Annotated in this window: 21 protein-coding genes; 12 read left to right on the top strand and 9 right to left on the bottom strand. The window is 69.8% G+C overall.

The window, feature by feature from the left end:
* The first annotated feature begins 234 nt into the window (after nucleotides 1-234).
* The 8 genes from C1746_RS04115 (at nucleotide 235) to C1746_RS04145 (ending at nucleotide 7,010) form a co-directional block, all read left to right on the top strand.
* Nucleotides 235-813: a DUF6529 family protein gene (locus tag C1746_RS04115; protein WP_116713412.1), complete on the top strand. Its 579-nt coding sequence runs from the start codon at nucleotides 235-237 to the stop codon at nucleotides 811-813.
* 42 nt (nucleotides 814-855) lie between these two features.
* A complete protein-coding gene (locus tag C1746_RS04120; RefSeq protein ID WP_116713413.1) occupies nucleotides 856-1,356 on the top strand; it encodes a cupredoxin domain-containing protein in 501 nt (166 codons plus the stop codon).
* Between the two features lie 65 nt (nucleotides 1,357-1,421).
* The gene (locus C1746_RS04125; RefSeq protein ID WP_162867367.1) at nucleotides 1,422-2,414 is read left to right on the top strand and encodes a hypothetical protein; all 993 of its coding nucleotides are present in this window, start codon (nucleotides 1,422-1,424) and stop codon (nucleotides 2,412-2,414) included.
* 143 nt (nucleotides 2,415-2,557) lie between these two features.
* The gene (locus C1746_RS21895; protein ID WP_162867368.1) at nucleotides 2,558-2,707 is read left to right on the top strand and encodes a hypothetical protein; all 150 of its coding nucleotides are present in this window, start codon (nucleotides 2,558-2,560) and stop codon (nucleotides 2,705-2,707) included.
* Between the two features lie 113 nt (nucleotides 2,708-2,820).
* The gene (dnaK, locus tag C1746_RS04130) at nucleotides 2,821-4,659 is read left to right on the top strand and encodes a molecular chaperone DnaK (RefSeq protein ID WP_116713415.1); all 1,839 of its coding nucleotides are present in this window, start codon (nucleotides 2,821-2,823) and stop codon (nucleotides 4,657-4,659) included.
* 3 nt (nucleotides 4,660-4,662) lie between these two features.
* A complete protein-coding gene (locus C1746_RS04135) occupies nucleotides 4,663-5,343 on the top strand; it encodes a nucleotide exchange factor GrpE (protein WP_116713416.1) in 681 nt (226 codons plus the stop codon).
* 54 nt (nucleotides 5,344-5,397) lie between these two features.
* On the top strand, nucleotides 5,398-6,600 hold the full coding sequence (gene dnaJ, locus C1746_RS04140; RefSeq protein ID WP_116713417.1) for a molecular chaperone DnaJ: 1,203 nt from the start codon (nucleotides 5,398-5,400) through the stop codon (nucleotides 6,598-6,600).
* Nucleotides 6,600-7,010, top strand: coding sequence for a heat shock protein transcriptional repressor HspR (locus tag C1746_RS04145; RefSeq protein WP_116713418.1), 411 nt, complete (start codon nucleotides 6,600-6,602; stop codon nucleotides 7,008-7,010). The genes dnaJ and C1746_RS04145 overlap by 1 nt, the downstream gene beginning before the upstream one ends.
* Before the next feature lie 83 nt (nucleotides 7,011-7,093).
* Here the strand turns inward: C1746_RS04145 and C1746_RS04150 are convergent, their stop codons facing one another.
* From C1746_RS04150 to C1746_RS04180, 8 genes are all read right to left on the bottom strand, one after another.
* Nucleotides 7,094-8,203, bottom strand: coding sequence for a peptidoglycan DD-metalloendopeptidase family protein (locus tag C1746_RS04150; protein ID WP_205711701.1), 1,110 nt, complete (start codon nucleotides 8,201-8,203; stop codon nucleotides 7,094-7,096).
* A gap of 31 nt (nucleotides 8,204-8,234) precedes the next feature.
* Nucleotides 8,235-10,064: a hypothetical protein gene (locus C1746_RS22415; protein ID WP_205711702.1), complete on the bottom strand. Its 1,830-nt coding sequence runs from the start codon at nucleotides 10,062-10,064 to the stop codon at nucleotides 8,235-8,237.
* The gene (locus tag C1746_RS04155; RefSeq protein ID WP_116713420.1) at nucleotides 10,061-12,445 is read right to left on the bottom strand and encodes an ATP-binding protein; all 2,385 of its coding nucleotides are present in this window, start codon (nucleotides 12,443-12,445) and stop codon (nucleotides 10,061-10,063) included. Before C1746_RS04155 ends, C1746_RS22415 begins: the two co-directional genes overlap by 4 nt.
* Nucleotides 12,436-12,825, bottom strand: coding sequence for a TcpE family conjugal transfer membrane protein (locus C1746_RS04160; RefSeq protein WP_116713421.1), 390 nt, complete (start codon nucleotides 12,823-12,825; stop codon nucleotides 12,436-12,438). Before C1746_RS04160 ends, C1746_RS04155 begins: the two co-directional genes overlap by 10 nt.
* Entirely contained in the window at nucleotides 12,822-13,046 is a 225-nt protein-coding gene (locus C1746_RS04165) for a hypothetical protein (protein ID WP_116713422.1), read from the bottom strand. The genes C1746_RS04160 and C1746_RS04165 overlap by 4 nt, the downstream gene beginning before the upstream one ends.
* 67 nt (nucleotides 13,047-13,113) lie before the next feature.
* A complete protein-coding gene (locus C1746_RS04170) occupies nucleotides 13,114-14,004 on the bottom strand; it encodes a hypothetical protein (RefSeq protein ID WP_116713423.1) in 891 nt (296 codons plus the stop codon).
* Complete coding sequence (locus tag C1746_RS04175; RefSeq protein WP_116713424.1) at nucleotides 14,001-14,921, bottom strand: LysM peptidoglycan-binding domain-containing protein; 921 nt, start codon at nucleotides 14,919-14,921, stop codon at nucleotides 14,001-14,003. The genes C1746_RS04170 and C1746_RS04175 overlap by 4 nt, the downstream gene beginning before the upstream one ends.
* Nucleotides 14,922-15,195: 274 nt before the next feature.
* Nucleotides 15,196-15,666 carry a pyridoxamine 5'-phosphate oxidase family protein gene (locus C1746_RS04180; protein WP_116713425.1) on the bottom strand — a complete coding sequence of 157 codons (471 nt, stop codon included), beginning with the start codon at nucleotides 15,664-15,666 and terminating at the stop codon, nucleotides 15,196-15,198.
* A 115-nt stretch (nucleotides 15,667-15,781) separates the two neighbouring features.
* On the opposite strand from C1746_RS04180, the gene C1746_RS04185 reads away from it, so the two are divergent.
* Together C1746_RS04185 and C1746_RS04190 are read left to right on the top strand one after the other, a co-directional pair.
* Nucleotides 15,782-16,645 carry an SDR family oxidoreductase gene (locus C1746_RS04185; protein ID WP_116715560.1) on the top strand — a complete coding sequence of 288 codons (864 nt, stop codon included), beginning with the start codon at nucleotides 15,782-15,784 and terminating at the stop codon, nucleotides 16,643-16,645.
* An 82-nt stretch (nucleotides 16,646-16,727) separates the two neighbouring features.
* Nucleotides 16,728-17,483, top strand: coding sequence for an alanyl-tRNA editing protein (locus tag C1746_RS04190; RefSeq protein ID WP_116713426.1), 756 nt, complete (start codon nucleotides 16,728-16,730; stop codon nucleotides 17,481-17,483).
* A gap of 22 nt (nucleotides 17,484-17,505) precedes the next feature.
* Here the strand turns inward: C1746_RS04190 and C1746_RS04195 are convergent, their stop codons facing one another.
* The gene (locus tag C1746_RS04195; RefSeq protein WP_116713427.1) at nucleotides 17,506-20,166 is read right to left on the bottom strand and encodes a cell wall-binding repeat-containing protein; all 2,661 of its coding nucleotides are present in this window, start codon (nucleotides 20,164-20,166) and stop codon (nucleotides 17,506-17,508) included.
* A 245-nt stretch (nucleotides 20,167-20,411) separates the two neighbouring features.
* Between C1746_RS04195 and C1746_RS04200 the strand changes: the two genes are divergently transcribed.
* Both C1746_RS04200 and C1746_RS04205 read left to right on the top strand, forming a co-directional pair.
* A complete protein-coding gene (locus C1746_RS04200; RefSeq protein WP_116713428.1) occupies nucleotides 20,412-21,446 on the top strand; it encodes a DM13 domain-containing protein in 1,035 nt (344 codons plus the stop codon).
* A gap of 153 nt (nucleotides 21,447-21,599) precedes the next feature.
* Nucleotides 21,600-23,594, top strand: coding sequence for an SDR family oxidoreductase (locus C1746_RS04205; RefSeq protein WP_116713429.1), 1,995 nt, complete (start codon nucleotides 21,600-21,602; stop codon nucleotides 23,592-23,594).
* Nucleotides 23,595-23,610 lie beyond the last annotated feature (16 nt).

Consider the following 23,610-nt stretch of genomic DNA (forward strand, 5'->3'; position numbering starts at 1 on the left):
AGCACCTCGACATGGTCGCCCGTGGACTGAGTGGGGCCTCACAAGGCCCGGTTGCGGCCGGGTCCGGACCGCCGGTCGGACGACGATTGCGACCCGATTCGAAAAAGATCCGAACCGAATGACGGGGCGTCCCGTACAGGTCACCACAGGCCCACCGCTCCGCCCCCCGGGTCCGAACCGGCCGGGCGAATCCACGTCGCCGGGTCGCCCGGCGCCCCCAGAGGAGATCTTGGCATGTCGACACTCGACCCCCCCGCGCTCGACGCGACCGGCACGACCGCCCCCCGTCCCGCCAGTCGGACACTGATCCGCCTGACCGTGATCGGGGCGCTGGTCTCGGTCGCACTCGGCACCTACGGCCAGGTCCACACCGCCACCGGTGAGCGGATCGTCACCTTCGGGTTCGCCGACACCATCACCATGAAGGCGTGGCTTGCCACGGGGGCAGCCGCCCTCGCCGTGGTCCAAGCCGCCTCCGCGGCGTGGATGTTCGGTCGGCTGCCACGGGTCGGCCCGGCACCGTCGGGAGTGGCCGCCGTCCACCGCTGGTCCGGGACCGTGGCGTTCGTGCTGACGCTACCGGTGGCCTACCACTGCCTCTGGTCACTCGGCTTCCGCTCCGCCACACCGCGCGTGCTGATCCACTCCGTGCTCGGGTGCCTTTTCTACGGCGCCTTCGTCACCAAGATGCTGACGCTGCGCTCCGAGGACCTGCCGGGCTGGGCCTTGCCGGTCGTCGGCGGGGTGCTGGTCGCGCTCCTGGCGGGTCTGTGGACGACGTCCTCCCTGTGGTTCTTCACGACCTTCTCCTGACCTCCCCTCAACTGAACCACGACGCCCGAAGGAACCACCGCCATGCGCTCGACCATCACCCCCACCCTCGCCATCTGCCTGATCGCCGGCATCGCCGCCGGGATCGCCCTGGCCCGACCCGCACGCACCGTCGCGGTCGCAACCGACGTGGCCGGCGTGGTCACCCAGGCGCCCGATCCGGTCGCCGCGGACCCGGCCTACGGCGCCGGGGGCCAGGCCGTGACCCCGCCACCGCCAGGTGCGCCGGGTGAGGCGCCGGCCGCCACGCAGCAGGCCGCACCGCCACCCGCGGCACCGACTCCCGTGCTGACGATCAGCGACTTCTCCTTCACCAGCCCACCGACGGTGCCGCCCGGATCACCGATCCAGATCACGAACGCCGACGGCGTCCCCCACACCGTGACGGCCACCGACGGGCAGTTCGACACCGGCGAGATCGCCGGCGGGGCGACCGCCACCCTCACCGCGCCCACGGCACCGGGTCAGTACTCGTTCTTCTGCGCCATCCACCCGTCCATGACCGGTGTCCTGACCGTCGCCTGACACCCCCACGTTCCACGACCGAAGTCCCCGTCAGCTACCGCCAACACGAAAGAGAGATGAGATCCATGAACACCCGATTGATCCTGATGACCGTCGTCGCCGCACTGCTCCTCGCCGCCTGCGGAGGAGACGCGGCAGAGACGACCGCCACCGCACCACCCGACACCGCCGTTGCTGCGGCAACCACCGAAGCCGCGCCGCCGGCACCGGCCCCGACCGTCATCTCCGCCAGTGCGGGGCAGACCGATCTGGGACCGACGCTCGTCGGCGAGAACGGCCTGACGCTGTACGGCTTCACCAACGACACCCAAGCTGCGTCCACCTGTGGCGGAACCTGCGCCGAGGCATGGCCCCCGGTCATCGTCAGCCCGGACTGGGACGTCGCACCCGACCTGGACGCCGGCATCTTCGCCACCACCACCCGCGACGACGGCTCGTTGCAGCTCGTGGCCGGACGCTGGCCGCTGTACTACTTCGCCGGCGATGCCGCTGCGGGTGACATCAACGGTCAGGGCTCAGGCGACGTGTGGTTCGCCGTCGACCTGGACGGTGGGCTGTACACCGACCAAGCCGCTGCTGCTGACGACGCCGCTGCTGAGGAAGCCGCCCCTGAGGCGGCGGATGGGGCCGAAGCCGAGGCGGCAGCCCCCGCCACCATCGTCTCCACCGGCGACACCGACCTGGGCCCGGTTCTGGTCGACGCGGATGGACTGACCCTGTACGGCTTCACCAACGACGTCGACGGTCAGCCGACCTGCGAGGACGACTGCGCCGACGCGTGGCCGCCGGTGATCATGGACTCCGCCGAGCTGCCCGAGGGCCTCGACGCCGAGGTCTTCAGCGTGGTGGAACGTCCCGACGGTTCCTTCCAGCTCTCCGCCGGTGTCTGGCCGCTGTACACCTTCGCTGGTGACGGTGCCCCCGGCGACGTCAACGGGCAGGGCTCGGGCGACGTCTGGTTCGCCGCCACGCCGGAGGGCGGGCTGATCCGCGACGGTGCCGACGCCGCTGCTGCAGAGGAGGCCCCGGCGGAGTCCGACTCCGACGACGGCTACTAGGCTGCCCGCCTTCCACGACGACTCTGGGTCCGCAGATCTGGGCAACCGCCCAGTCCTGCCGGACCCAGAGTTGCGTTGTGCCTGGTCACACTGCCGTCCAGTACGGTGAGCACACCCCAGCCACCACCTCCAGGAGACCTGCGATGCTCGACCCCGCCATCATGTGGATCATCGGCACCGTCATCGTGCTGCTGCCGTTCGTCCTCACCTACGTCTTCCACAGCCGCAACCAGTCGGACTCGCGCGGGCGTCGGGTCAACCGACGCTGGCAGGGACACTCCTTGATCGAGTGACGTATAACCTTATAGCGGTACGCTCAGGTTTCCTTGCGGATCTGAGGTAGATCGCTACACTCCGAACCACGCGTTCACTTGCAAGCACCAACACTCGTGCGGAGGTAGCACACATGCCAAAGGCCGTCGGTATCGACCTGGGGACCACGAACTCGGTGGTCTCCGTCCTGGAAGGTGGGGAACCCACCGTCATCGCCAACGCGGAGGGCGCCCGGACGACCCCCTCGGTGGTCGGCTTCTCCAAGTCCGGAGAGGCTCTGGTGGGTGAGGTCGCCAAGCGGCAGGCCGTCACCAACCCCGACCGGACGATCATCTCCGTCAAGCGGCACATGGGGACCGACTGGTCCACCGACATCGACGGGAAGACCTACACCGCGCAGGAGATCTCCGCGCGGATCCTGATGAAGCTGAAGCGGGATGCCGAGGCCTACCTGGGTGAGGACGTCACCGACGCGGTCATCACCGTGCCGGCGTACTACGCCGACGCCGAGCGGCAGGCCACCAAGGAGGCGGGCGAGATCGCTGGCCTCAACGTCCTCCGCATCGTCAACGAGCCGACCGCGGCCGCGCTGGCCTACGGGCTCGACAAGGAGGGCGAGCAGACCGTGCTCGTCTACGACCTGGGTGGTGGGACGTTCGACGTCTCGGTCCTCGAGATCGCCGACGGCGTCTTCGACGTCAAGTCGACCTCGGGTGACACCCGCCTCGGTGGTGACGACTGGGACCAGGTGGTCATCGACTGGATGGTCAAGTCCTTCAAGGACACCGAGGGCGTGGACCTGTCGGCCGACAAGATGGCCCGACAGCGTCTGAAGGAGGCGGCGGAGAAGGCCAAGAAGGAGCTCTCGACCGCCCAGGACACCCAGATCAACCTGCCCTTCATCACTGCTCGCGACGGCCAGCCGCTCCACATGGAGCTGACGCTGACCCGGTCGCAGTTCCAGCAGATGACGGCCGACCTGCTCAAGCGGACCGAGTCACCCTTCAAGCAGGCCATCAAGGACGCCGGCATCTCCACCTCCGACATCGACAACGTGATCCTGGTCGGCGGCTCGACCCGGATGCCCGCGGTCGTGGACCTGGTTACCCAGCTCTCCGGCGGCAAGGACCCATCCAAGGGCGTGAACCCGGACGAGGTCGTCGCCGTCGGTGCCGCACTGCAGGCCGGTGTGCTCCGCGGTGAGGTCAAGGACGTCCTGCTCCTGGACGTCACGCCGCTGTCCCTCGGCATCGAGACCAAGGGTGGCGTGATGACCACGCTCATCGAGCGCAACACGACCATCCCGACCCGCAAGTCCGAGGTGTTCTCGACCGCGGCCGACAACCAGCCGCAGGTGGAGATCCACGTGCTGCAGGGCGAGCGCGAGATGGCCGCCTACAACAACTCTCTCGGCAAGTTCGAGCTGACCGGCATCCCACCGGCACCACGCGGCGTCCCGCAGATCGAGGTCACCTTCGACATCGACGCCAACGGCATCGTGCACGTCAACGCCAAGGACAAGGCCACGAACAAGGAGCAGTCGATGACCATCACCGGTCAGTCGGCGCTGCCCCGCGAGGACATCGACCAGATGATCGCGGATGCCGAGAAGTACGCCGAGGAGGACCGCAAGGCCCGCGAGGCCGCCGAGGTCCGCAACGCCGCCGACAGCATGCTGTTCCAGTCCGAGCAGCTGCTGAAGGACAACGGCGAGCAGATCGACGCCAGCCTGAAGGCCAAGCTGGAGGAGGCGCAGGGCAAGCTGCGCGAGGCCATGGAGGGCGAGGACAACGAGGCCGTCAAGACCGCCTCGGACGAGCTCACCCAGGTTTCCCAGGAGATCGGCCAGGCCCTCTATGCCGCGTCGGCGGACGCCGGTCCGGCCGCAGCTTCCGGCCCCTCAGCCGATGACGACGACACGATCGTCGACGCCGAGGTCGTCGAGGACGAGGACGAGCCGGGGGCTGCATAGCCCGTGGCCGACAACTCACCTGACAACGGCGCACCCGACGAACCCGTCGACGACGCGCCGGCTGACCCCGACGTGCTCGACATCGAGGAGGGGGGCGCCGCCACAACTGGCGCGGCCCCGCCCGACGGTGATGAGTACGACGCCGGCTCGCTTGGAGCCGTTCCCGCCGAAGAGGAGGGACCGCCGGTCGATCGCCCCGAGTTGGGCGAGGACCATGCCGGCCCCAAGCCCGAGCCCGACCCCTTGGAACAGGCCCAGGCCGAACGGGACGAACTGCGAGACCAGCTCCTCCGGGCACGCGCGGACTACGACAACCTCAACAAGCGCCGCCACAAGGAGGTGGCGGCCGCCCGAGGTCGCGGCGCAGCAGCCGTGATGGAGGGCCTGCTCGAGGTCCTCGACAACTTCGGCTTTGCGCTCCAGGCAGCTGCGAGGTCTGAGGACGCCCAACTGGCGAAGGGCGTGCAGCTGGTCCACGACCAGCTGCTCGAGGCGCTCGAGAAGGCCGGCCTCTCCGAGGTCGACGGGGTGGGATCGGTGTTCGACCCCGCGCACCACGAAGCGCTGATGAGTGAAGCCGACGGCGAGGACCGCCCGCAACCCGAGGTCGCCGAAGTCCTCCGAGTCGGCTACCGCTACCACGACCAACTGCTGCGCCCCGCGTCGGTCAAGGTCGTGGAGTGACCCCCAGCATCATCGCGCTGCCGCGCGAGCATCGACACCAGAGAGGAGGACCCGATGTCACAGGCTGATTGGCTCGAGAAGGACTACTACAAGATGCTCGGTGTGGCATCGGACGCCTCGGCCGACGAGATCCGAAAGGCCTACCGGAAGCTGGCCCGGGAGAATCATCCCGACGCCAACCCGGACAACCCGAAGGCAGAGGAGCGCTTCAAGGAGGTCAGTGAGGCCAACAGCGTCCTGTCGGATCCATCCAAGCGCGCCGAGTACGACCAGTTCCGCCAGTTGGCTGCCAGCGGTGGATTGGGGGGCGGCGGGTTCGGCGGCTTCCAGGGCGGCGCACCGTTCGGGGGCAGCACGCAGAACATCGATCTGAACGACCTGCTCGGCAACATCTTCGGCGGTGGTGGCGGCAGCGCCCGCGCCTCCGCTGGTCGTGGTGGCAGGCCGACCGGCCCGCGACGCGGCAACGACGTCAAGACCGGCGTGACCCTGTCCTTCGAGGACGCCATGGCCGGAGTCACGGTCACCCTTCGGGTACGCGGCAACGCCGTCTGCTCCACCTGCTCCGGCATGGGGGCCCGCCCGGGCACCTTCCCCCACCGCTGCGACCGGTGCGGCGGCCAGGGTGTGGTCAATGACAACCAGGGCCTGTTCGCCTTCTCCCAACCCTGCCCGGTGTGTGCCGGTCGCGGGGAGGTCATCGACGACCCCTGCCCGACCTGTGCCGGCTCGGGTATCGAGCAGCGGACCCGAACCGTCAGGACCCGGCTGCCCGCCGGGGTGAGGGACGGTCAGACGGTGAAGCTGCCCGGCAAGGGCGAGCCTGGCATGTACGGCGGTCAGCCCGGGGACCTGCTGGTCGAGGTGACGGTGGCCGAGCACGACGTCTTCGTCCGCTCGGGTGACAACCTCAAGCTCAGCGTGCCGATCACCTTCGCTGAGGCCGCGCTCGGCGCCCAGATCTCGGTCCCGACCCTGGATGGCTCGGTCACCCTGAAGATCCCCGCCGGGACGGAGTCCGGACGGACCTTCCGCGTCCGTGGCCGGGGTGCCCCGAAGCGCGGGAAGGGCAAGAAGTCCGGCGGCGACCTGCTGGTCACCGTGACCATCACCGTCCCACAGAAGCTGACCAAGACCCAGAAGAAGGTCGTGGAAGACTTCGCCGCGATGGACGACTCCGATCCGCGGGCCACGTTGAACGCGTTGTCACGCAACGGCGCGACGGCGGATGCTGCGAGCGAGGACGTGGACGTCTGATGCGCGAACGTGCGGTGTACATCATCTCGGTGGCTGCCGAGCTGTCCGGTGTGCACCCCCAGACGCTGCGCACCTACGAGCGGCGCGGGCTGCTGAAGCCCCACCGAACCCCCGGCGGAACCCGACGGTACTCCGCGCGTGATGTCGAGCGGGTCCAGCTGATCCAGGAGCTGACCCAGGGCGACGGCATCAACCTGGCCGGGGTTCTGCGGATCCTCGCGCTCGAGGACCGTCTGGACGAGATGCAGGACCGGCTGGCGGCCGCCCAGCAGGAGGTCGAGGACGTCAAGGCCGAGGCGCGCGCAGCAATCCGTGAGGTGCAACGCTCCCGGACCAGCGACATCGTGCTGTATCGCCGCCCGACCGACGTCGAGCGTCACCAGGGCGCCCAGCGCGGCCGTCGGCGCTGAGCCGCACGCGCTGCTCGTCCACTCGGTCCGGATGATCCGACTCGGGGGACACGCACGCTGGAAGACCGCTCCCGAGCTGAGGCTCATAGGGTGACGCCCTGACTGGCCAGGAAGCTGTGGGGATCCGTGGTCCCGCCCCCTGCCGGGTAGACCTCCAGGTGCAGGTGGGGACCGGTCGAGTTGCCGGTGCTGCCGCACGCAGCGATGTGCTGACCGGCCACGACGGTCTGGCCCGGTGAGACGACGAACGAGCCGTTCTGCAGGTGCAGGTAGCGGGTGCGCAAGCCCTCACCGTGGTCGACCCACACCACATTGCCGGCGCCGCCCTCCCGGCGGGTGTGGGCTACGGTTCCGGACCCGGCTGCGACGATGGGACTGCCTGCCGGGCAGGCCAGGTCCAGACCGGCGTGGAACCTCCTGGCACCGCTGATCGGGTGGATCCGATAGCCGTAGCCGCTCGAGATCCGGACGTACTGGGGGGCCGGGTTCACCCACGCGCCACCGCCGATCACCAACGGCTCACCGTCCAACGTCGTGGCTGCGGCCAGGTAGGTGGTCATCCACGTCAGCACCTCCTGCACGTACTCATAGGACCGGTTGTACGCGCCGACGGCCTGACGACGACCGGTGTCGGAGTCGATGGCATCACGGGCCGCCGCACAGAGGTAGGTGGCCGCCGAGAGGGCCGCGTCGAAGAAGTTGTGCGGGTCGGCCTGCCCGTTCCCGTCACCATCGCTGCCGTAGGCGGCCCAGGTGCCGGGGATGAACTGCATCGGTCCGAGTGCACGGTCGTACCCGGTGTGGCCGTCCAGCCGGCCGTCGTCGGTGTCGAGGATCGGCCGCGTGCCGGGGAGTGAGCCGTCCAGCAGAACGCCCTGGATCGGCGGCCGGACATCGCCGTCAGCTGCGGCGACCGACCCCCCGAAGCGCCCGTGGTCGGTCTCGACCTTGCCGATCCCGGCCAAGAGGGCCCACGACACCGGACAGGGCCCGCCATCGGTCTCGTCGCGTTCGGCCAGTCGTTCGGCGGCGTGAGCGTAGGCGCGCGCTGCCGTCTCGGGGATGTCCTGATGTGTCCGAACGAGCGCCGCGCCCGAGTCGGCGCCACCCGCGGCGACGAGGACGATGAGCGCGACCACGAACACAACCGGCAGCACCGGCGCGACCAGGATGACCACCTTCCAGCCGGTCACCGTGAACAACCCGCTGTCGCGGACACACCGATCACGTCCCCGAGGCCTGCTCTCGCGGCTGCTGGGTGCGCCGGGACATCGCCCGCAGGCGACTGCCGCGATTGAGCGCCGTCGGTGCCAACCCCGTGCCGAGTCCCTCCAGCCCCTGCCTGACGACGGTGATGCCGGCCTTGACCGCCACCGCGCCAGCATGGACGTCGGCCGCAGTGGCGGCGGCCCTGGCCGTGCCGCGGGCGACCGCGCCGCCGACGGCAGCACCGGGACCACGACCCTGCGCCCCGACGTCGGCGCCCGGGCCGGCCACGCGTGCGGCGGTGCTCCTCGCGGCGAACCGCATCGACTTGAACACACGCCCCCGGACGATGACGAGGGCCCACGCGAGCACCAGCGCAAGCGCCATCCTGACCACGATGGGCTGACCGAACGCCCGATCCAGGACCGTCCCGACCGAGGTCAGCAGCAGAGAGAGGAAGAAGCCCGACCCCATGAAGAGGACAGCAACCTTCAGCAGGCTGTGGAACCATCGGGCGAGCAGCTCCCGGCCGGCACCGGGCGCGATGCCGGCCACGAAGGCAACGGGCATGGCGAGGATCAGCAGGACGCCGGCCACCTGCGCGATCAGCAGGGTGCCGGCGGTGAGCATCACGGCCACCCCGAACGCGGCGGTGGCCACCGCATAGGCACCCGAGGCCATGACGCGGCTGGCACTCATCCTGGCGTTGAACAGGCTCATGTTGGGGCAACCGACGTCGTTCATCCAGCGGCGCGGCTCGTCGATGTTGTCCCAGGCACGCTGCTCGACCAGTTCGCCGGCGACCGCGCCGCAGGCACTCTCGGGATCCGGGATGGACCCCCACTGCAGCACCATGAACGGCTCGTGGACGAAGGTGTCGAAGTGGTTGTTCAGCACGTCGTCGAAGCGGCTCTGCGCCGGAACACCGCCGGCGCAGTAGTCCGACCGTGCCTGGTCGGGGTCGCCGTCGGTGCTGCCGAGCTCCATCATCCCAACGGTCAGGTCGCTCATGACGGACAGGCCGGTGCAGGCCGTGTTCTCCGCACCGTGGAGCAGGCCACCGCCGATCAGAGCAATGGACACTGCCACCAACACCTCGCCCATGGCTGCTTGTGCTCGGTGGCGGAAGATCTGCCACCCAGCGTGTGCGATCGCTAGCAGCAGCATCAGCTCGCTGAGCGGGATGCCGGAGCGGCCACCACGGAGCAGGTGGCCGTAGGACTGGCTGAGCGCGGACACGTCACCGCTGAGCAGGTGGGCGATGTCGAATCGCAGGACCAGTCGGAGCACCCACCCCGCAACCGTGAACACCCAGACGCCGATCGAGAAGAAGAAGCGCGCGATGGTGACGAATGCCCGATCCACCAGGTCGACGGACGCGCCGAGTTCGTAGTGGGCGAGGTTCCGATCTGCTGGGCTGGCATGCTCGCCCAGCAGTTCGGTGACGAGGTCAACCGCGGAGAACTCTTCCTCGTCGTAGCCACGGATGTCCTCCACGACATCTGGCACGCTGCTCGGGTCCCCCCGCTCGGGTGAGGCTCCCGACCCGAGTCCCTCGATCGGGGCGAGCACCGGCGCCTGGTCATCCGGACCCTCGTCGGCCTGGTCCACGTCATCCGGCGGCGGGGCCGGCTCGTCCAGTGGCGCCCCGACCGAAGCCGGTGGGATCTCCGACGGCGTGGGGCTCCGCACCGGCTCGGGCGTGGTGTCCGGGCGTGGCTCAGTCGGGCCGCCGGTGGCCTCGTCGGCCAGGGGTTGCGCCCCGGACATCGACGGTGACCAGACCACCGCGACGACGACCACCAGCAGCCCTGCCCATCGGAGGCGTCTGCCCCGACCGGCCGTCATGCGGCTGCCGCCGGTGTGGTGTCCAGCGCCTCCTCGACTGCAGCGGTGGCGGCCGGCAGGACCTGGACGAGCCCGACGCGGTCCTGCACGTCGCGAAGCAGGCACTGCCCGGTCTGCAAATCGGCCGTGACCAGCCCGATCAGATCGTCGGTTGCCTCCAGGCCCAGGAAGTCCAGACCGGCGGCTGCGGCGCCGCGACTCTGCCGGAACAGCATCCGCATGCCCAGGAGGTGGCTCAGGGCATCGTCCCCGAGGTCTCCGGGGTGTTGGGAGAGCAGCCACACGGCGGCGTTGTGCTTGCGGCCGTCGCGGATCGAGTCGAGCAGGAGCTGTCGACCCTGGGGGCTGGCCGTCAACGCCCAGGCCTCATCGATCAGCGTGGCGCCGAACCGCTCGCCGTCCTCGAAGGTCAGGGTCCGCGCGACGGCGGCGACGAGGTACAGCAGCGCCTGGCCGAAGATCTGCTCGGGGAGCAACTGGCGGGCCAGGTGTTCGTGCAGCATCGCCTCGCGGTCGGGCAGCGAGAGTCCGGGCGCGTGGAAGCAGATGTAGTCGGCGTCCAGTGCCAGTGGTGGGCGATCGGCGAACACCAGCTGGGCCAACGGATGATCGGTGTAGCTCGCCAGCTTGCGGCGCAGACCGTGCGCCGCGGGCTCGTCGTCGGCTTCCAACGCACCGAGGACGTCGGCCAGCACGCCGCCCGCTGCCGCCACGCGGCGAACGGCCTGGGCCAGGACCGCTCCGTCGACGTCGGAGGGGGTGGTCCGCGTGAGCAGGGTGAGGAACCCGAGCGCCACCCGGACTCCGGTCTCGTCGCCGAACACCCGCAGTGGGTCCATGCCGACCTGGGTCTGCTCGTCCAGTCTGACCACGGCGGCGTCACCTGGAACCGCACAGGCGAGGGTGGCGTACTCGCCGGCTGAGGTCCGGTCGAGGGTCACGACTCGCCCTGCGCGGGCGATCGTCCCCAGCAGCAGGCGCTTGATGAAGTAGGACTTGCCGCTGCCCAGGGCACCGAAGATCCCCAGGGAGCCGGACCGGTTCGTCGCCGGTCCGAAGGCCGGGTCCAGCAGGACCGGCGCGGGCTGCCCGCCGGAGAGGTTCAGCCCGATCGGGATGCCCTGGGGGTCCCCGACGGCGGTCCCTGCCACCGGGACGCCGGCGGCCAGGTCGCGGGGCAGGAGGTGTTGGGTGTAGTCGCGGCAGACGGCTGGCACGGTCGAGCCGGGTAGACCGGCTTGGAACAGTGCCACCTGGCCGCCCGTGGGTCGGTGCAGGCTGTACCCCCACGGCTCCAGCAGGTCCTTCAGTCCCGCGGCCCGGGTGTCCACCTCGGCCGGCGAACGGCCCGCGACGACGTAGGTGATCGTGACCAGCAGCTCCGGGTCACCGGGGTGAGCCACGAGGGACGCCTGTTGGTCGTCGACCCCCTCCAGCGCCGAGGCCAGCGTCCGGGGCGCTCCGGCGGGTTCCCCCTCGTACTCGGCGTACTGGGCGTTCAGCTGCCGCTGCTGGCGTCGGGCCCGGGTCTGCGCCTCGATGTTGGGTACGGCTTCCAGGCGGGCATGCCAGTCGACGTCGAATGGGGCCAGGTCCGCCATGCCGAACCACTCACCACCGCCGGGGTAGGAGAACCGAGCCGGCATCTCGGAGACGACGAGCGCGCTCTGATAGGCCGTGCCGACGTCGGTGTCGACCCGCAGGTACCGGCGATGACGAGGGCGTCCCGGGTCCTCGGCCGTCCCGCCTTCCCACAGCACCACATCGTCCAGGTGACGGCTGGCCGTCAGCCGCTCACGGCGGGCCAGCGGCGGTGCGTCCAGTCCGCGCAGCGCGGCTCGGCGATACAGCCATCGGAGCTCGCCAGGACCCACCTGGTCCACGTCGATCGTCCGAGCCAATCGGCTGCCGAGGTCGGCAGCCCGCTGGGCGGCGACGCCGCGGTCGGTCTGGGGCGTCTCGGCCACCGGGATGCCGAAGGTGCCTGCGACGGCCGCGCAGGCGCTGTCGAACACCGTGCGAGCCCGGGGCCGGATGATCTGTGCCGCCAGGTACACCCGCCGCTCGACGGGCCGCTGCTCGACCAACCTGCTCAGGGGCTGTCGTGCGTGGGTTCGCCATCGGGCGGCGGCGGCTGCGGGGACGGCGGCGGCGACCCGCTCGGCCAGCTCCCGGGCATCAACCGGCCGCGTCACACCGATCAGTTGGGAGACCCGTGGCAGGGCGACGATGGCATCCTTGACGCGGGCGTGCAGAGCAAGCTTTCCCTCCGAGGGCAGGAAGGGATAGCTGGGCAGTTCCACACGCCACACCGCCCACACGGCCCCGTCGCGCGTCCAGATCCGGTTGCCGTCGATGTGCCGGGCCGGGGTCAGGGCCACAGCGCACCTCCGTCCGCCGGTCGAAGGGTGTGGGGTCGGACGGCCCGGACGGGCTGACCATCCCGCACACCTTGTCGTGGCCGTGCGGCGTAGGTCAGCAGACCGAGGGCGTAGCGCCCGGGCGACCGTCCCTCGACGCGGGCGTGCCTGACCGCCCAGGCCAGGACGAGGGGCAGGAGCATGGCCACGACCAGATCGAGTGCGCCCGGGAGGACGGCCCAGAGGTGTCGGGTGGACACCTCCAGGATCACCGTCGTGAGCAGCACGCCGACCTGGGCTGGCGTCAGTGGCGTGGGGAGTGCGTAGCCGCCGACCTTGCCGATCACCAGCGGGAATCGTCGGGCGTGGGTGTAGGTCCGGCACTCCATCGCTCGCGTCACTGCACCCAGGTCTGGGCGTCGACGTCGATCTGCCCCTCGAGCAGTTCGACGTTGCCGGTGGCCCAGACGACCAATCCGGCCATGACCACGGCGGTGATGGTGGGCACCAGCGCCTTGGTCTTCCACCACACGCCGGCGACGTAGACAGAGGCGGCGACAGCTATGGCTGCCTGGATGACGGTGCCGAACTGGTTGATCATCTGACTCAGGAAGTCGATCACGGTGTTGCCTTTCGGTTGGTGGTGGAACAGTGAGCTGGCGTCGGAGGCTGCTCGGGTTCGAGCGAGCTCACCCCGTGCCGGGCGGGGCCTCCAGCGGCACGGCCGGGAGGACGCTGCGGACTTCGAAGTGCGTGCCGCTGCGATCCATGAGCAGGGGGAGGTGCATCACCTCGATGCGCCCGTCGGTTCCGATCGTCCGGGCCTCGACCAGGGCGATGGCCTGGGTGGGGCCGTAGGGCGAGGCAGCGATTCGCTGGACGTTCACCTCCTGCACCGGGTGCAGGAGCGGCTCGACCTGGGCGTCGGTGGCGACGTAGCGGTCGAGCTCACCCGCCCCGCTCAGGTAGGCGCGGGCGAAGCCGCCAGCGGACTGGTGGGCCGGGTCCTGCTCGTCCGGTGGCTGCAGCGGTGGCAGGAGCGACTGGGGGTGGCTGTCGGGGGCCGGCCGGCTCACGCGCGTGGGGCGCATCTCGACCAGCGGTCCGGTGGGCGACATGGCGATGGTCACCTGGTAGGTCAGGACCACGCCGTTGTCGGCGACGCCGACGGTGACGCCCCAGCGGTCCGGCCCAGCCCGCGCGACACCGAGGGTGGCGACGTGGTCAGGCCGAGCCCGGCGTGCCGTGACGTCGGCCTCCAGGAGTTCGGTGGGGACCGACCGGTCGATCGCCGCGACGGCGAAGGCTCGCGCCGCGGGTTCGAGCCAGGGGTCGACGGTGCGCCCTGCAGTTCCGAGGTGGGCGATCACGGCGAGTTCGGCCAGTCCGGTGACGCCGGCCGGTGGTGCGGGCGGCGCCTCCGGTGGGAGCGCAACAGGCGGTCGCAGGAGCGCCGCGGTGCCGATCAGTGGCCCGAGGACCACAACGGTCCACAGCGCCGACGTCAGGAGCCTGACCCGAACCCGCGGCGGGATCGCGGTTCGATCCACGCCGCGGGCCGCCGCCCCCATCGTGGTCACGACGCGACCACCACATCAGGTGGCGGCAGGGTGAGGACCTCGCCGGGCCGGATCAGGTCCGGGTCGCCCGAGGAGACGGTCTCGGCCTCGAGGTTCGCCTCGATCAACCGCAGCCAGTAGGCGTGGACCTGGCGATCGGTGGGACGGTCCTCGCCGCCAGACAGCGCCCCACGGGCGATGACCCAGAGGTTCTCGCCGACCGCAACGGTGTGCGAGTCGACGCCGGCTGTCGGTGGTGCGGGGGCCGCGACGCCCGGGCCTCCTGCGGGCGTCGCAGACTGAACCGAGTCCGGTGGGGGTGGGCCGTGACCCGTGGAGGGCGGGACCGCCGGGGGTGCAGGAGTCGGCGTCGGGGACGCCCCGCCGGGGCCGGTCGTGTTCGGCGGGTCGACTGGATTGGGGGTCCTGACCGGGTCGACCGGGTTCGCAGTTGGGGCAGGGTCGACCGGGTTCGCAGTTGGCGCGGGGTCGACCGGGGGAGCGGTGACACCGATGGGGTCGGAGCCGATCACCGGCACCGGCGGGGATACCACCTGCTGGACCGGGACGGCCTCAGAGACCTGCGACGCCGCTGCCGCCGGGCCGGCGGCCACGGTCAGGACCAGCGTTGCCCCGACGGCGCGGTTGACCACCCGCTGGACCCATGCGGGCGCGATACCCGGCCGGGGCCCGGCCGCCCCACGATGCGAAGCCGTCCTGGCGTGGACCAGAGCCCCGACGAGGTCGACCACGGTGCCGAGGAGCAACCACCAGGTCGCCAGCCAGGCTCCGAGGTGGACCGTGGCCGTCAGCAGGTCAGCCAGTTCGACCGATCGGACCCACGTCACGGTGAGCTGCGCCCGATAGGGCAACGACAGGGAGTGGGTCAGGGCCACACCGGCGCCCTGGGCCGCAACCAACAACAGCAGTCGTGTCATGGCTGGGCACTGTACGGCCTATCAAGCTAGGCCAGCAAGTCTTGGCCTGTGTAAAACCATGTCAACACTTGCCATGCCCCCTTGGACCGGCGCCTCAACACGCCTGAGTTGGCGCACCGAGAAGACCAGGTGAGAGCACTGCCCAAGGGGCATCAGCCCCGACGTCCATTCGACCCCACGTTGGACACACCTGGGCGGCTGCCCGATGGCCGCTGCCTGACAGCCACCGGCTGAGCGCCGCGACCCCCTCGCCGTGCGCCCCGGTCGTCGCTAGCTAGACGTCGATCGTTCCTCGCCCGCCCGCGTCGGGCGTGTCATCGGTCACCACGGCCTTGCCGATCTGGAATGCCTGCACCAGCTTGTTCGGTGCGGTCCAGTACTCCCAGACATCCGCGGCGAGGTGCGCCACCACGGCATCGGCCTTGCCGTTCTCGAACCATGCGGCCGTCGCCTCGTCCCATAGCTCGTCCAGCAACTCGGCGCTCTCGGAGATGGTGAGCGTCCCGGAGATCGACACCCACACGTCGTCGTCGGTCAGGCTGACGTTCGCGGCCCGTGCCCCCGACATGACCCACTCCGCACCGCTGTCCACGACGAAGACCACGTGCCCCTCGTCATCGATGTCCTGCACGGTGAGGGGCCGCGCTCGGAGTCGTCCGGTCACGTCCATGGTGGTCAGCATCGCGATCTTGACATCGTCGATCTGGTCGCGGACGTCCTGGAGGGAGAGTTGTTCGTCAGCCATGGTTCTGCCCTAGCCGAGGTGGCCGGGTCTGAATCACCACAATTCGTGCCGGGCGATGCCACGGGTAGCCTCGTCGATCCTGTCGGAGACCCACTTCCAGGAGGACACCCAGACCATGGCCGGAGTAGAAGGACGAGTCGTCATCGTGACCGGGGCAGGTGGCGGGCTGGGGCGGCAGCACGCGCTGCTGCTGGCCTCCCGCGGCGCCAAGGTCGTGGTCAACGACCTGGGTGGGAAGCGGGACGGGACCGGTGCCGGCAGCCAGATGGCCGACCAGGTGGTCACCGAGATCGAGGAGGCCGGGGGAGCGGCCGCTGCCAACTACGACGACGTTGCGACGGAGGAGGGCGGAGCAGCTGTGGTCCAGACCGCGCTGGACGTCTTCGGCCAGGTCGACGGCGTGGTCAACAACGCCGGGATCCTCCGGGACGGCACCTTCCACAAGATGGAGTACGCAGCCTGGGACGCGGTCCTCAAGGTGCACCTGTACGGGACCTACAACGTGACCCGGGCCGCGTGGCCCCACTTCCGCGAGCAGTCCTTCGGGCGGGTGGTGATGACCACATCCACGAGTGGCTTGTACGGCAACTTCGGCCAGACCAACTACGGGGCCGCCAAGCTCGGGATGGTCGGCCTGATGAACACGCTGGCCCTCGAGGGGAAGAAGTACTCGATCGGGGCGAACGCCGTGGCCCCCATCGCGGCCACCCGCATGACCGAGGACATCTTCGACGAGGCGTCGCTCGAGAAGTTCGACCCGGCGTACGTCTCGCCCCTCGTCGCCCATCTGTGCAGCGAGGAGATGACCGACAGCGGCCAGATCATCCTTGCGGGCGGCGGCAACTACGCCCGGGTCGCTTTCAGCCAGTCGGCCGGGGCGTCCTTCGAGGACATACCGACCCCGGATGCCATCGCCGAGCAGTGGGACACCATCACCGACATGGACGGTGCCAGCCTCGGGATGCCCTTCAGCGGTTGAGCCTGCAGCCACGGAGCCAGCGCCTGGTGCGTTCGCCGGATGGCCGGCGAGGTGGCCGGTCCAGTGGTCCTAGGATCCCCGTATGACCGAGCCGACCGACGAGCTGTACAGCACCGACGCCTACCTGCGGACCTTCGAGGCCACGGTGGTCGCGGTGGACACCGATGCCCACCGCGTGGCGCTCGACCGCTCGGCGTTCTACCCCGGCGGCGGTGGCCAGCCCGCGGATCGTGGCCTACTGGCGGTGGACGGCGGCGCCGACGGGATGCTCTCGTTGGACGTCACCAAGGTCGGCAAGACCAAGGCGCTCGTCTGGCACGAGTTGGCCGACGGAACACCGCTGCCCGACCCGGGCACGCCGGTGGAGGGGACGCTCGACTGGGAGCGCCGGCACCAGCTCATGCGGACCCACACCGCCCTGCACATCCTCTGCGGCGTGATCTGGGCCGACTTCGGTGTGGCCGTCACCGGTGGGAACATGGAGCCCCTCAAGGGTCGGCTGGACTTCGAGCTCGACGCCATGTCTGCAGAACTCGGCCAGCAGGCGCAGCGGCGGATCAACGAGGAGATCGAGCGGGCCCGCGAGATCATGGTCGACTTCATCTCACGAGCTGAGGCCGATGATGACCCGGCGCTGATCCGCACCAAGGCCAACCTCATCCCAGCCTTCATCGACCCCCTCCGCGTCATCGACATCGCCGGTCTGGACCGGCAGGCCGACGGCGGCACCCACGTTGCCACCACGGCGGAGGTGGGTCGGGTGGAGGTCACCAAGACCGAGTCGAAGGGCAAGGCCAACAAGCGCATCCGCCTGGTGGTCAACGACGCGGCCACGTAGGGCACGATCTCCTGGTGGACCGCTACTCGAAGCGGACCTCGACGGTGCCGTACAGCTCGGCCACCAAGCCGTCTTCGGTGAGGCGCAGTTGGCCATCGCCATCCTCGTCCTCCCAGGCCACCACCTGTGTGCAGTCCGGCCCAGCGGAGCTGTCCAGCGCCACTGATGCCTGATCGTCCTGCACCTCCACGTGAGGCAGGAGGGCCGCGCCATCGACGGACTCACCGTTCGACCGAACGATCAGAGCTGTGCCGGTGTCGGTGCTCCCGAGTGCATCGGCTCGGCCGTCGCCGTCGACATCGGCCTTCTCCAGCTGGAGCTGATCGTTGATCGTCACCGACGAGCTTGCGCACGGCAGCAGGCCGACGGCGAGCGTCTCGGGCAGCACCTGGTCGGGGAAGAACGGCTCGGCCTGAATCGTCACCGCATCGCCGACCGCGACGGCCTGGTCCTCACCGAGACGGAGGAACTGACTGGCGCCGGCGTCGCTGTCCACCGGTCCTCGCGCGTCGGTGACCCCGATGGCTGCGGCGAGGACGTCCACACTGACGGCCGCCGTCCCACCGATCGCCTGGACGGCGTCGGGGAGGGAGGCCGTCGGATCGGCCAGGTAGGACACCGCACCGCTCCCGAGGCGCGTGGGCGACTCGGTCAGGACGATCGGGGACCCCGTCACCGCGCCGTGGGGACCTGCGGCCAGGACGTCGACGAAGAGGTCACCCCGGCCCAGAAGGACGCTGGTCCCGGGTACCCATCCGGCCCGCACGGAGAGCTGGGCGATGCGCTCGACGGTGCGCAACCGATCAGCGCCCGCGACCCGCTCGACCGTGATGTCGAGGTCGGCGATCTGCTCCTGCACCGCAGGGGTGATCTGATCGTCGTTCCCCAGCAGGTAGACCTGCTGGATCTCGAGGTCGGTCAGGGACTGCGCGGTCTCTTCAGGCAGTCGGTCGGTCTCGGCCAGCAGGATCGGGAAGCCCTGCGCCGCGGCGGCCGGCGCCGCAGCGAGCGCGCTGGCGAAGTCGCCACCCTGGGCGACGAATGCGGTGGTCTGCCCCTCGACCTCGTTGATGCCTCGCTCGGCGGCGAGCAGCTCGGCGGCGCGTGCAGCCGTGGCGAAGCGGTTGGGCCCCTCGACTCGCTGGACGTCGGTGACGGAGTCCGGGAGCGCACTCACCACGGCCTCGCCGACCGCTGCGGTCCCGCCCATGATGATCGCGGTGCTGGCACCGAGGTCGGTGATGGCCCGCGCCGTCTCGTCGTTCAGGCGGTCGGAGTCAGTCACCAGGACCGGTACGTCACCACGGGGTGAGAGCGGCGCTGAGGCGAGCGCGTCGGGGAAGTCGTCAGCCCTCGCGAGGATGACCTCCTCCGCGCCGTCGGGGTGGTCAAGGGCGGCCAGCTCAGCCGCAGTGTTGTAGCGGTTGACGCCATCCACCCGCGCGGGGACGGTGCTGCCATCCGGGATCGGGCCGCCCTCCGAGATCACCTGGACGTCGAAGGTGATGTCGTTGACCTCGACTCCGCGGTTGGTGTTCTCCCCGTTCACGACAGCCACCGAGACCCGCTCGGCCTCGTCCAGGCCGTCGAGTGACAGCGTGACCGTCCCGTTCTCGAACTGGCCGGAGCGCTGCTCCACCGTGCCGTCCATTCGTGACGCGACCAGCGCAGCACCTCCCAGCAGGTAGTCGGCAGTCGACACCTCCACCGTGACGTCGGCCGTCGGCTGGATGTCGTAGACGGCGTAGGCGGCAGGGCTCAGCGTCGTGCTCGCCGAGCCGTCCGCCCCGATCGTGTCCTGTCGGGCGACCTCCGGGTAGGTGACCACCTCACCCTGGGATGTGTCCCGCGGGAACACGCCCGGCTGGTTCCAGATCATCGACGCCTCGGCGAACTCGACGAACTGCTCGGCGAATGACGAGCCCCGCTCGACCAGTTCGTCATTCATCGCCGCCAGCGGCAGGCCGTTGTTCTGCGCCGTCCGGGCCCAGATGTCCTGGATCAGCGCCAGGTCGAACTGGTCGTCCAACCACTGCATGACCACGTGGGCGCCGTACTCGGTCGCGCCGTCCTCGGCGTCACGCAGGGGCACATCGGTGTTGCCCGCGTAGGCGAAGATGTCCCCGGTTCGAACTCGGTCGGTGTTGGCCACCTCCTCGAAGGTCGATGTCGCCTCACGGAGCCACGGCTGGGTGATGCCCGAGATCGCAGCCTGTGTCAGGTGGTGGAGCTCGTGAAGGGCGATGCCGAGGATGTCCTCGTCCGCCATGTCGACCTCCATGCGAATCGACCCGGAGATCGACGGGCACTCGGGTTCCTCACAGGCGCCGTCATAGTCGGCGAGTCCCAGTTGGCCCATGAGGTCCTTCAGGTAGACGTCGATTCGTCCGTCGCCGCCGAGCTGGCCGTCGTCGAGCGGCGGCCTCCACCCCTCCTGGATCACGGTCAGCTCATACGCCTCGTCGAAGGCCGCGGCCATCCGTTCTGCCACGTCTCGGCTCGTCGCATCTGGTGAGGACTCATCGGTGGTGTAGTGGATCCTGAACCGCTCGGTGTCGAGCGTCTCGGGGAGGTCCGAGGGTCGTGGCTGCCCCACCGTGAACTCCTGCTCCTGGGCCGTGGCGGGCGCTGGCAGCACCAGCAGCAGCAGTGCGAACATCGCTACGAGGAGGCGACATGACATGACAGTTCTTCCTTCGGTCGTTGGACGACGGTCTCACCCCCGAAGACGTGTGGGGGACCCTCTGGGTTGACGTGGTCTCCCGCAGGTCACGCCCGAACGGCGACGAGTGTGACATTCGGGGTGGATCGGCAACGCACCCCGGTGTGGTGGTGCCCGGCCGTTCGTCGCGCAAACGCCCGACAAGGGTCATTACAGTGTCGTAAGAACTGGAGTTACCCACGCCGACGACGCGTTCACTGGACCCCATGAGCACCCAACAGGCACCACACCACACTGCTCCGCCGCCCCCGCCGCCGTCCGGCCCACAGCAGCCGTCATCCGGCGCGTCGCTGGCCCCGCGCATCGTCCTCATCGGACTGCCGATCCTGGTCGGCATCGTCGTCGGGATCACCCGCCCCGAGGTCTACACGGCCCTGTTCAACAGCCCACAAGCCATCGCGATCGTTGCCGGGATCATCGCCGCCATCCTCGGCCTCTCGGCGCTGCTCCGCCGCTACCTGTCGAACCAGTGGCTGATCACCGGTCTGCTGCTGGTCCCACTGGCCGTCGTCGGGTACCTGTTCATCGCGCCCTACTACGCCGAGGACGTGGTGGTCGACGAGGCACTCCCCGGCCTGGAGACCGCTGCTGTCAGCGCCGACCAGGCCGAGGAGCCTGCGGGGGCCGCCGATGCTGAGGCCGGGTCGGCTGAGGCCGAAGCTCCGGCCGACGACACCGCGGAAGCGCCGACTGATGCCGAAGGGTCGGCCGCGGATCCAAGCGTTGAGAACGAGGAGGCCGTCGGGGACAGTCCTGCCCAGGACGGAGCGGCCCAGGACGGAGCGGCCCAGGACGGGGCTGCCGACAGCGCTGCCGAGCCAGCCGGCGAGCCGGACGTCGCCCAACCCGAGGACGTGGAGCCCGAGCCCGCCCCCGAGGAGCCGGCAGCCCCTGCCGGCCCCGTGCAGCTCAGCAACGGCACCTTCGTCGGCCTGGACAACCACTTCGCTGAAGGCGAGGCCGCGATCTACACGCTGGAGGACGGCAGTTCGATCGTCCGCCTCGAGGACGTGAACCTGCAGCAGGTCCCCGAGGCCGTCGTCTACCTCGTTCCGGGCACCAACCAGGAGGGCCTGGCAGAGGGCAACATCAACCTGGGACCGTTGACCGGCAACGTCGGCTCGTCCAACTACGCCATCCCGCCGGAGGTGGACCTCCCCGCCGGCGAGTGGACCGTGCTGGTCTGGTGTGAGGTGTTCGCCTCACCCGTCGGCGGCGCCACCCAGGTCGCGATCGGCTGATCCCCAGCACCCCCCTGCGTGTGGTTCAGGTTCCGAATACGCGACCAGAACCACACAGTCCCGGTCGGCGCCGCCCTGAACGCGCCGTCCAACGGCACGTAGGGGGCGGTCCAGGCCGGCGCGCACCTGGCCACGTTCGTTACGCTCCACGACGTGACCTACTTCATCACCGGTGGGACCGGGTTCATCGGGCGGAACCTCATCGAGCGGCTGGCCCGCCGGCCCGGGACGATCCACTGCCTCGTCCGTGCGGAGTCGGTGGGCAAGCTGGCGGCCATCGGTCGCCGCTACGGCCTCCAGGAGGACCGCCTGATCCCGGTCATCGGCGACCTGACCCTCCCCAACCTGGGGGTCGACGCCGCCACGATCGAGGGCCTGGCCGGCCAGGTCGACCACCTGTTCCACCTGGCGGCGGTGTACGACATCACCGCCGACCCGGAACGCCAGCGGATCGCCAACGTCGACGGCACCCGTCGGATGCTCGATCTGGCCGAGGCCATCCAGGCCGGCACGGTCCACCACATCTCCTCGATCGCCGCCGCCGGGACCTACCGAGGGACGTTCACCGAGGACATGCTGGAGGAGGCAACCGGCCTGTCCGACCCGTACTACCGGACCAAGCACGAGTCCGAGAAGTTGGTCCGGTCCGACTGCACCCGCCCGTGGCGGATCTACCGACCCGGCATCGTCTTGGGGGACTCACGCACCGGCGAGATGGACAAGGTCGACGGACCCGCGTACGCCTTCGGCCTGCTCAAGCGGCTGCGCCACAGCCTGCCGGGCTGGTTCCCCCTCATCGGCATCGAGGGCCGGCGACCCAACCTGGTCCCGGTCGACTTCGTCGCCGACGCGCTGGACCACATCGCCCACACCCCGGACCGGGACGGCCAGACCTTCCACCTGACCGACCCGAACCCGCAGACCGCCGGCCGGGTCCTGAACACCTTCGCCAAGGCCGCCGGAGCCCCCCGGTTCGGGATCCGGATCGACCCCGGCGTCTTCGATCTGGTCCCGAACACCGTCACGCTCGGCCTGATGGCCCTGGCACCGGTTCGGCGCATCGTGCAGGCCATCACGGACAGCACCGGCATCCCCCGCCAGTTCTTCACCTACGTGTCGAACCCGACCACCTTCGACTCGACCAACACCCAGGCGGCGCTGGAGGGCACGGACATCGACGTCCCCGCCGTCTACAGCTACGCGGACAAGGTCTGGGACTACTGGGCCCGCAACCTCGACCCCGCCCTGTTCGAGGACCGCTCGCTGGCGGGCGCGGTCGCCGACAAGCGGATCATGATCACCGGGGCCTCCTCCGGCATCGGACGGGCGGCCGCCCAGCAGATCGGCGCCGCCGGTGGGACGGTCCTCCTCGTGGCCCGGAGCACCGAGAACCTGGAGGCGACGAAGGCCGACGTCGAGGCAGCCGGCGGCACCGCCTTCGTCCATCCCTGCGACCTGACCGACGACGATGACGTCGCCCGCCTCGTCGAGGAGGTCCTGTCCACCCATGGCGGGGTCGACATCCTGGTCAACAACGCCGGTCGGTCGATCCGCCGCGGGTTGGCCATGTCGTATGACCGGCTGCACGACTTCCAGCGCACCATGCAGCTGAACTACTTCGGCGCGCTCCGGCTGATCCTGGGGTTCCTCCCGGGGATGCGGGAGCGACAGTTCGGCCACATCATCAACGTCTCCTCCATCGGTGTGCAGACCAACGTCCCACGGTTCAGCGCCTACGTCGCCTCCAAGTCGGCGCTCGATGCGTTCAGCCGGTGCGCCGGCACCGAGATCATCGACGACAACTGCCACGTCACCACCATCTACATGCCACTGGTCCGCACCGAGATGATCACACCGACGAAGATGTACGACGCCTTCCCGGCCAGCACGCCGGAGACGGCCGGCGGCCTGATCTGTCGCGCCATCATCGACCGGCCGAAGCGGATCGCGACCGGTCTCGGCAACGCGGCTCAGGTCGGCCAGGCCCTGGCCCCCAAGCTGATGGACGCCATCCTGAACACCGGCTACCACCTGTTCCCCGACTCCCGGGCCGCACGCAACGGCTCGTCCGAGGTGGCGACCGACGAGGACGAGGCGTCGTCAGAGGGCCTGGCATTCGCCCACCTGCTCCGCGGCATCCACTGGTAATGCTCGCTGAGCCCCA

The sequence above is a fragment of the Euzebya tangerina genome, from assembly GCF_003074135.1.
Taxonomy (GTDB): domain Bacteria; phylum Actinomycetota; class Nitriliruptoria; order Euzebyales; family Euzebyaceae; genus Euzebya; species Euzebya tangerina.

Bases quoted from the DNA above. Each gene is read 5' to 3' on its own strand.
- C1746_RS04115 (WP_116713412.1), top strand. From the start codon at position 235: ATGTCGACACTCGACCCCCCCGCGCTCGACGCGACCGGCACGACCGCC.
- C1746_RS04120 (WP_116713413.1), top strand. From the start codon at position 856: ATGCGCTCGACCATCACCCCCACCCTCGCCATCTGCCTGATCGCCGGC.
- C1746_RS04125 (WP_162867367.1), top strand. From the start codon at position 1,422: ATGAACACCCGATTGATCCTGATGACCGTCGTCGCCGCACTGCTCCTC.
- C1746_RS21895 (WP_162867368.1), top strand. From the start codon at position 2,558: ATGCTCGACCCCGCCATCATGTGGATCATCGGCACCGTCATCGTGCTG.
- dnaK (WP_116713415.1), top strand. From the start codon at position 2,821: ATGCCAAAGGCCGTCGGTATCGACCTGGGGACCACGAACTCGGTGGTC.
- dnaJ (WP_116713417.1), top strand. From the start codon at position 5,398: ATGTCACAGGCTGATTGGCTCGAGAAGGACTACTACAAGATGCTCGGT.
- C1746_RS04145 (WP_116713418.1), top strand. From the start codon at position 6,600: ATGCGCGAACGTGCGGTGTACATCATCTCGGTGGCTGCCGAGCTGTCC.
- C1746_RS22415 (WP_205711702.1), bottom strand. From the start codon at position 10,064: ATGACGGCCGGTCGGGGCAGACGCCTCCGATGGGCAGGGCTGCTGGTG.
- C1746_RS04175 (WP_116713424.1), bottom strand. From the start codon at position 14,921: ATGACACGACTGCTGTTGTTGGTTGCGGCCCAGGGCGCCGGTGTGGCC.
- C1746_RS04180 (WP_116713425.1), bottom strand. From the start codon at position 15,666: ATGGCTGACGAACAACTCTCCCTCCAGGACGTCCGCGACCAGATCGAC.
- C1746_RS04185 (WP_116715560.1), top strand. From the start codon at position 15,782: ATGGCCGGAGTAGAAGGACGAGTCGTCATCGTGACCGGGGCAGGTGGC.
- C1746_RS04190 (WP_116713426.1), top strand. From the start codon at position 16,728: ATGACCGAGCCGACCGACGAGCTGTACAGCACCGACGCCTACCTGCGG.
- C1746_RS04195 (WP_116713427.1), bottom strand. From the start codon at position 20,166: ATGTCATGTCGCCTCCTCGTAGCGATGTTCGCACTGCTGCTGCTGGTG.
- C1746_RS04200 (WP_116713428.1), top strand. From the start codon at position 20,412: ATGAGCACCCAACAGGCACCACACCACACTGCTCCGCCGCCCCCGCCG.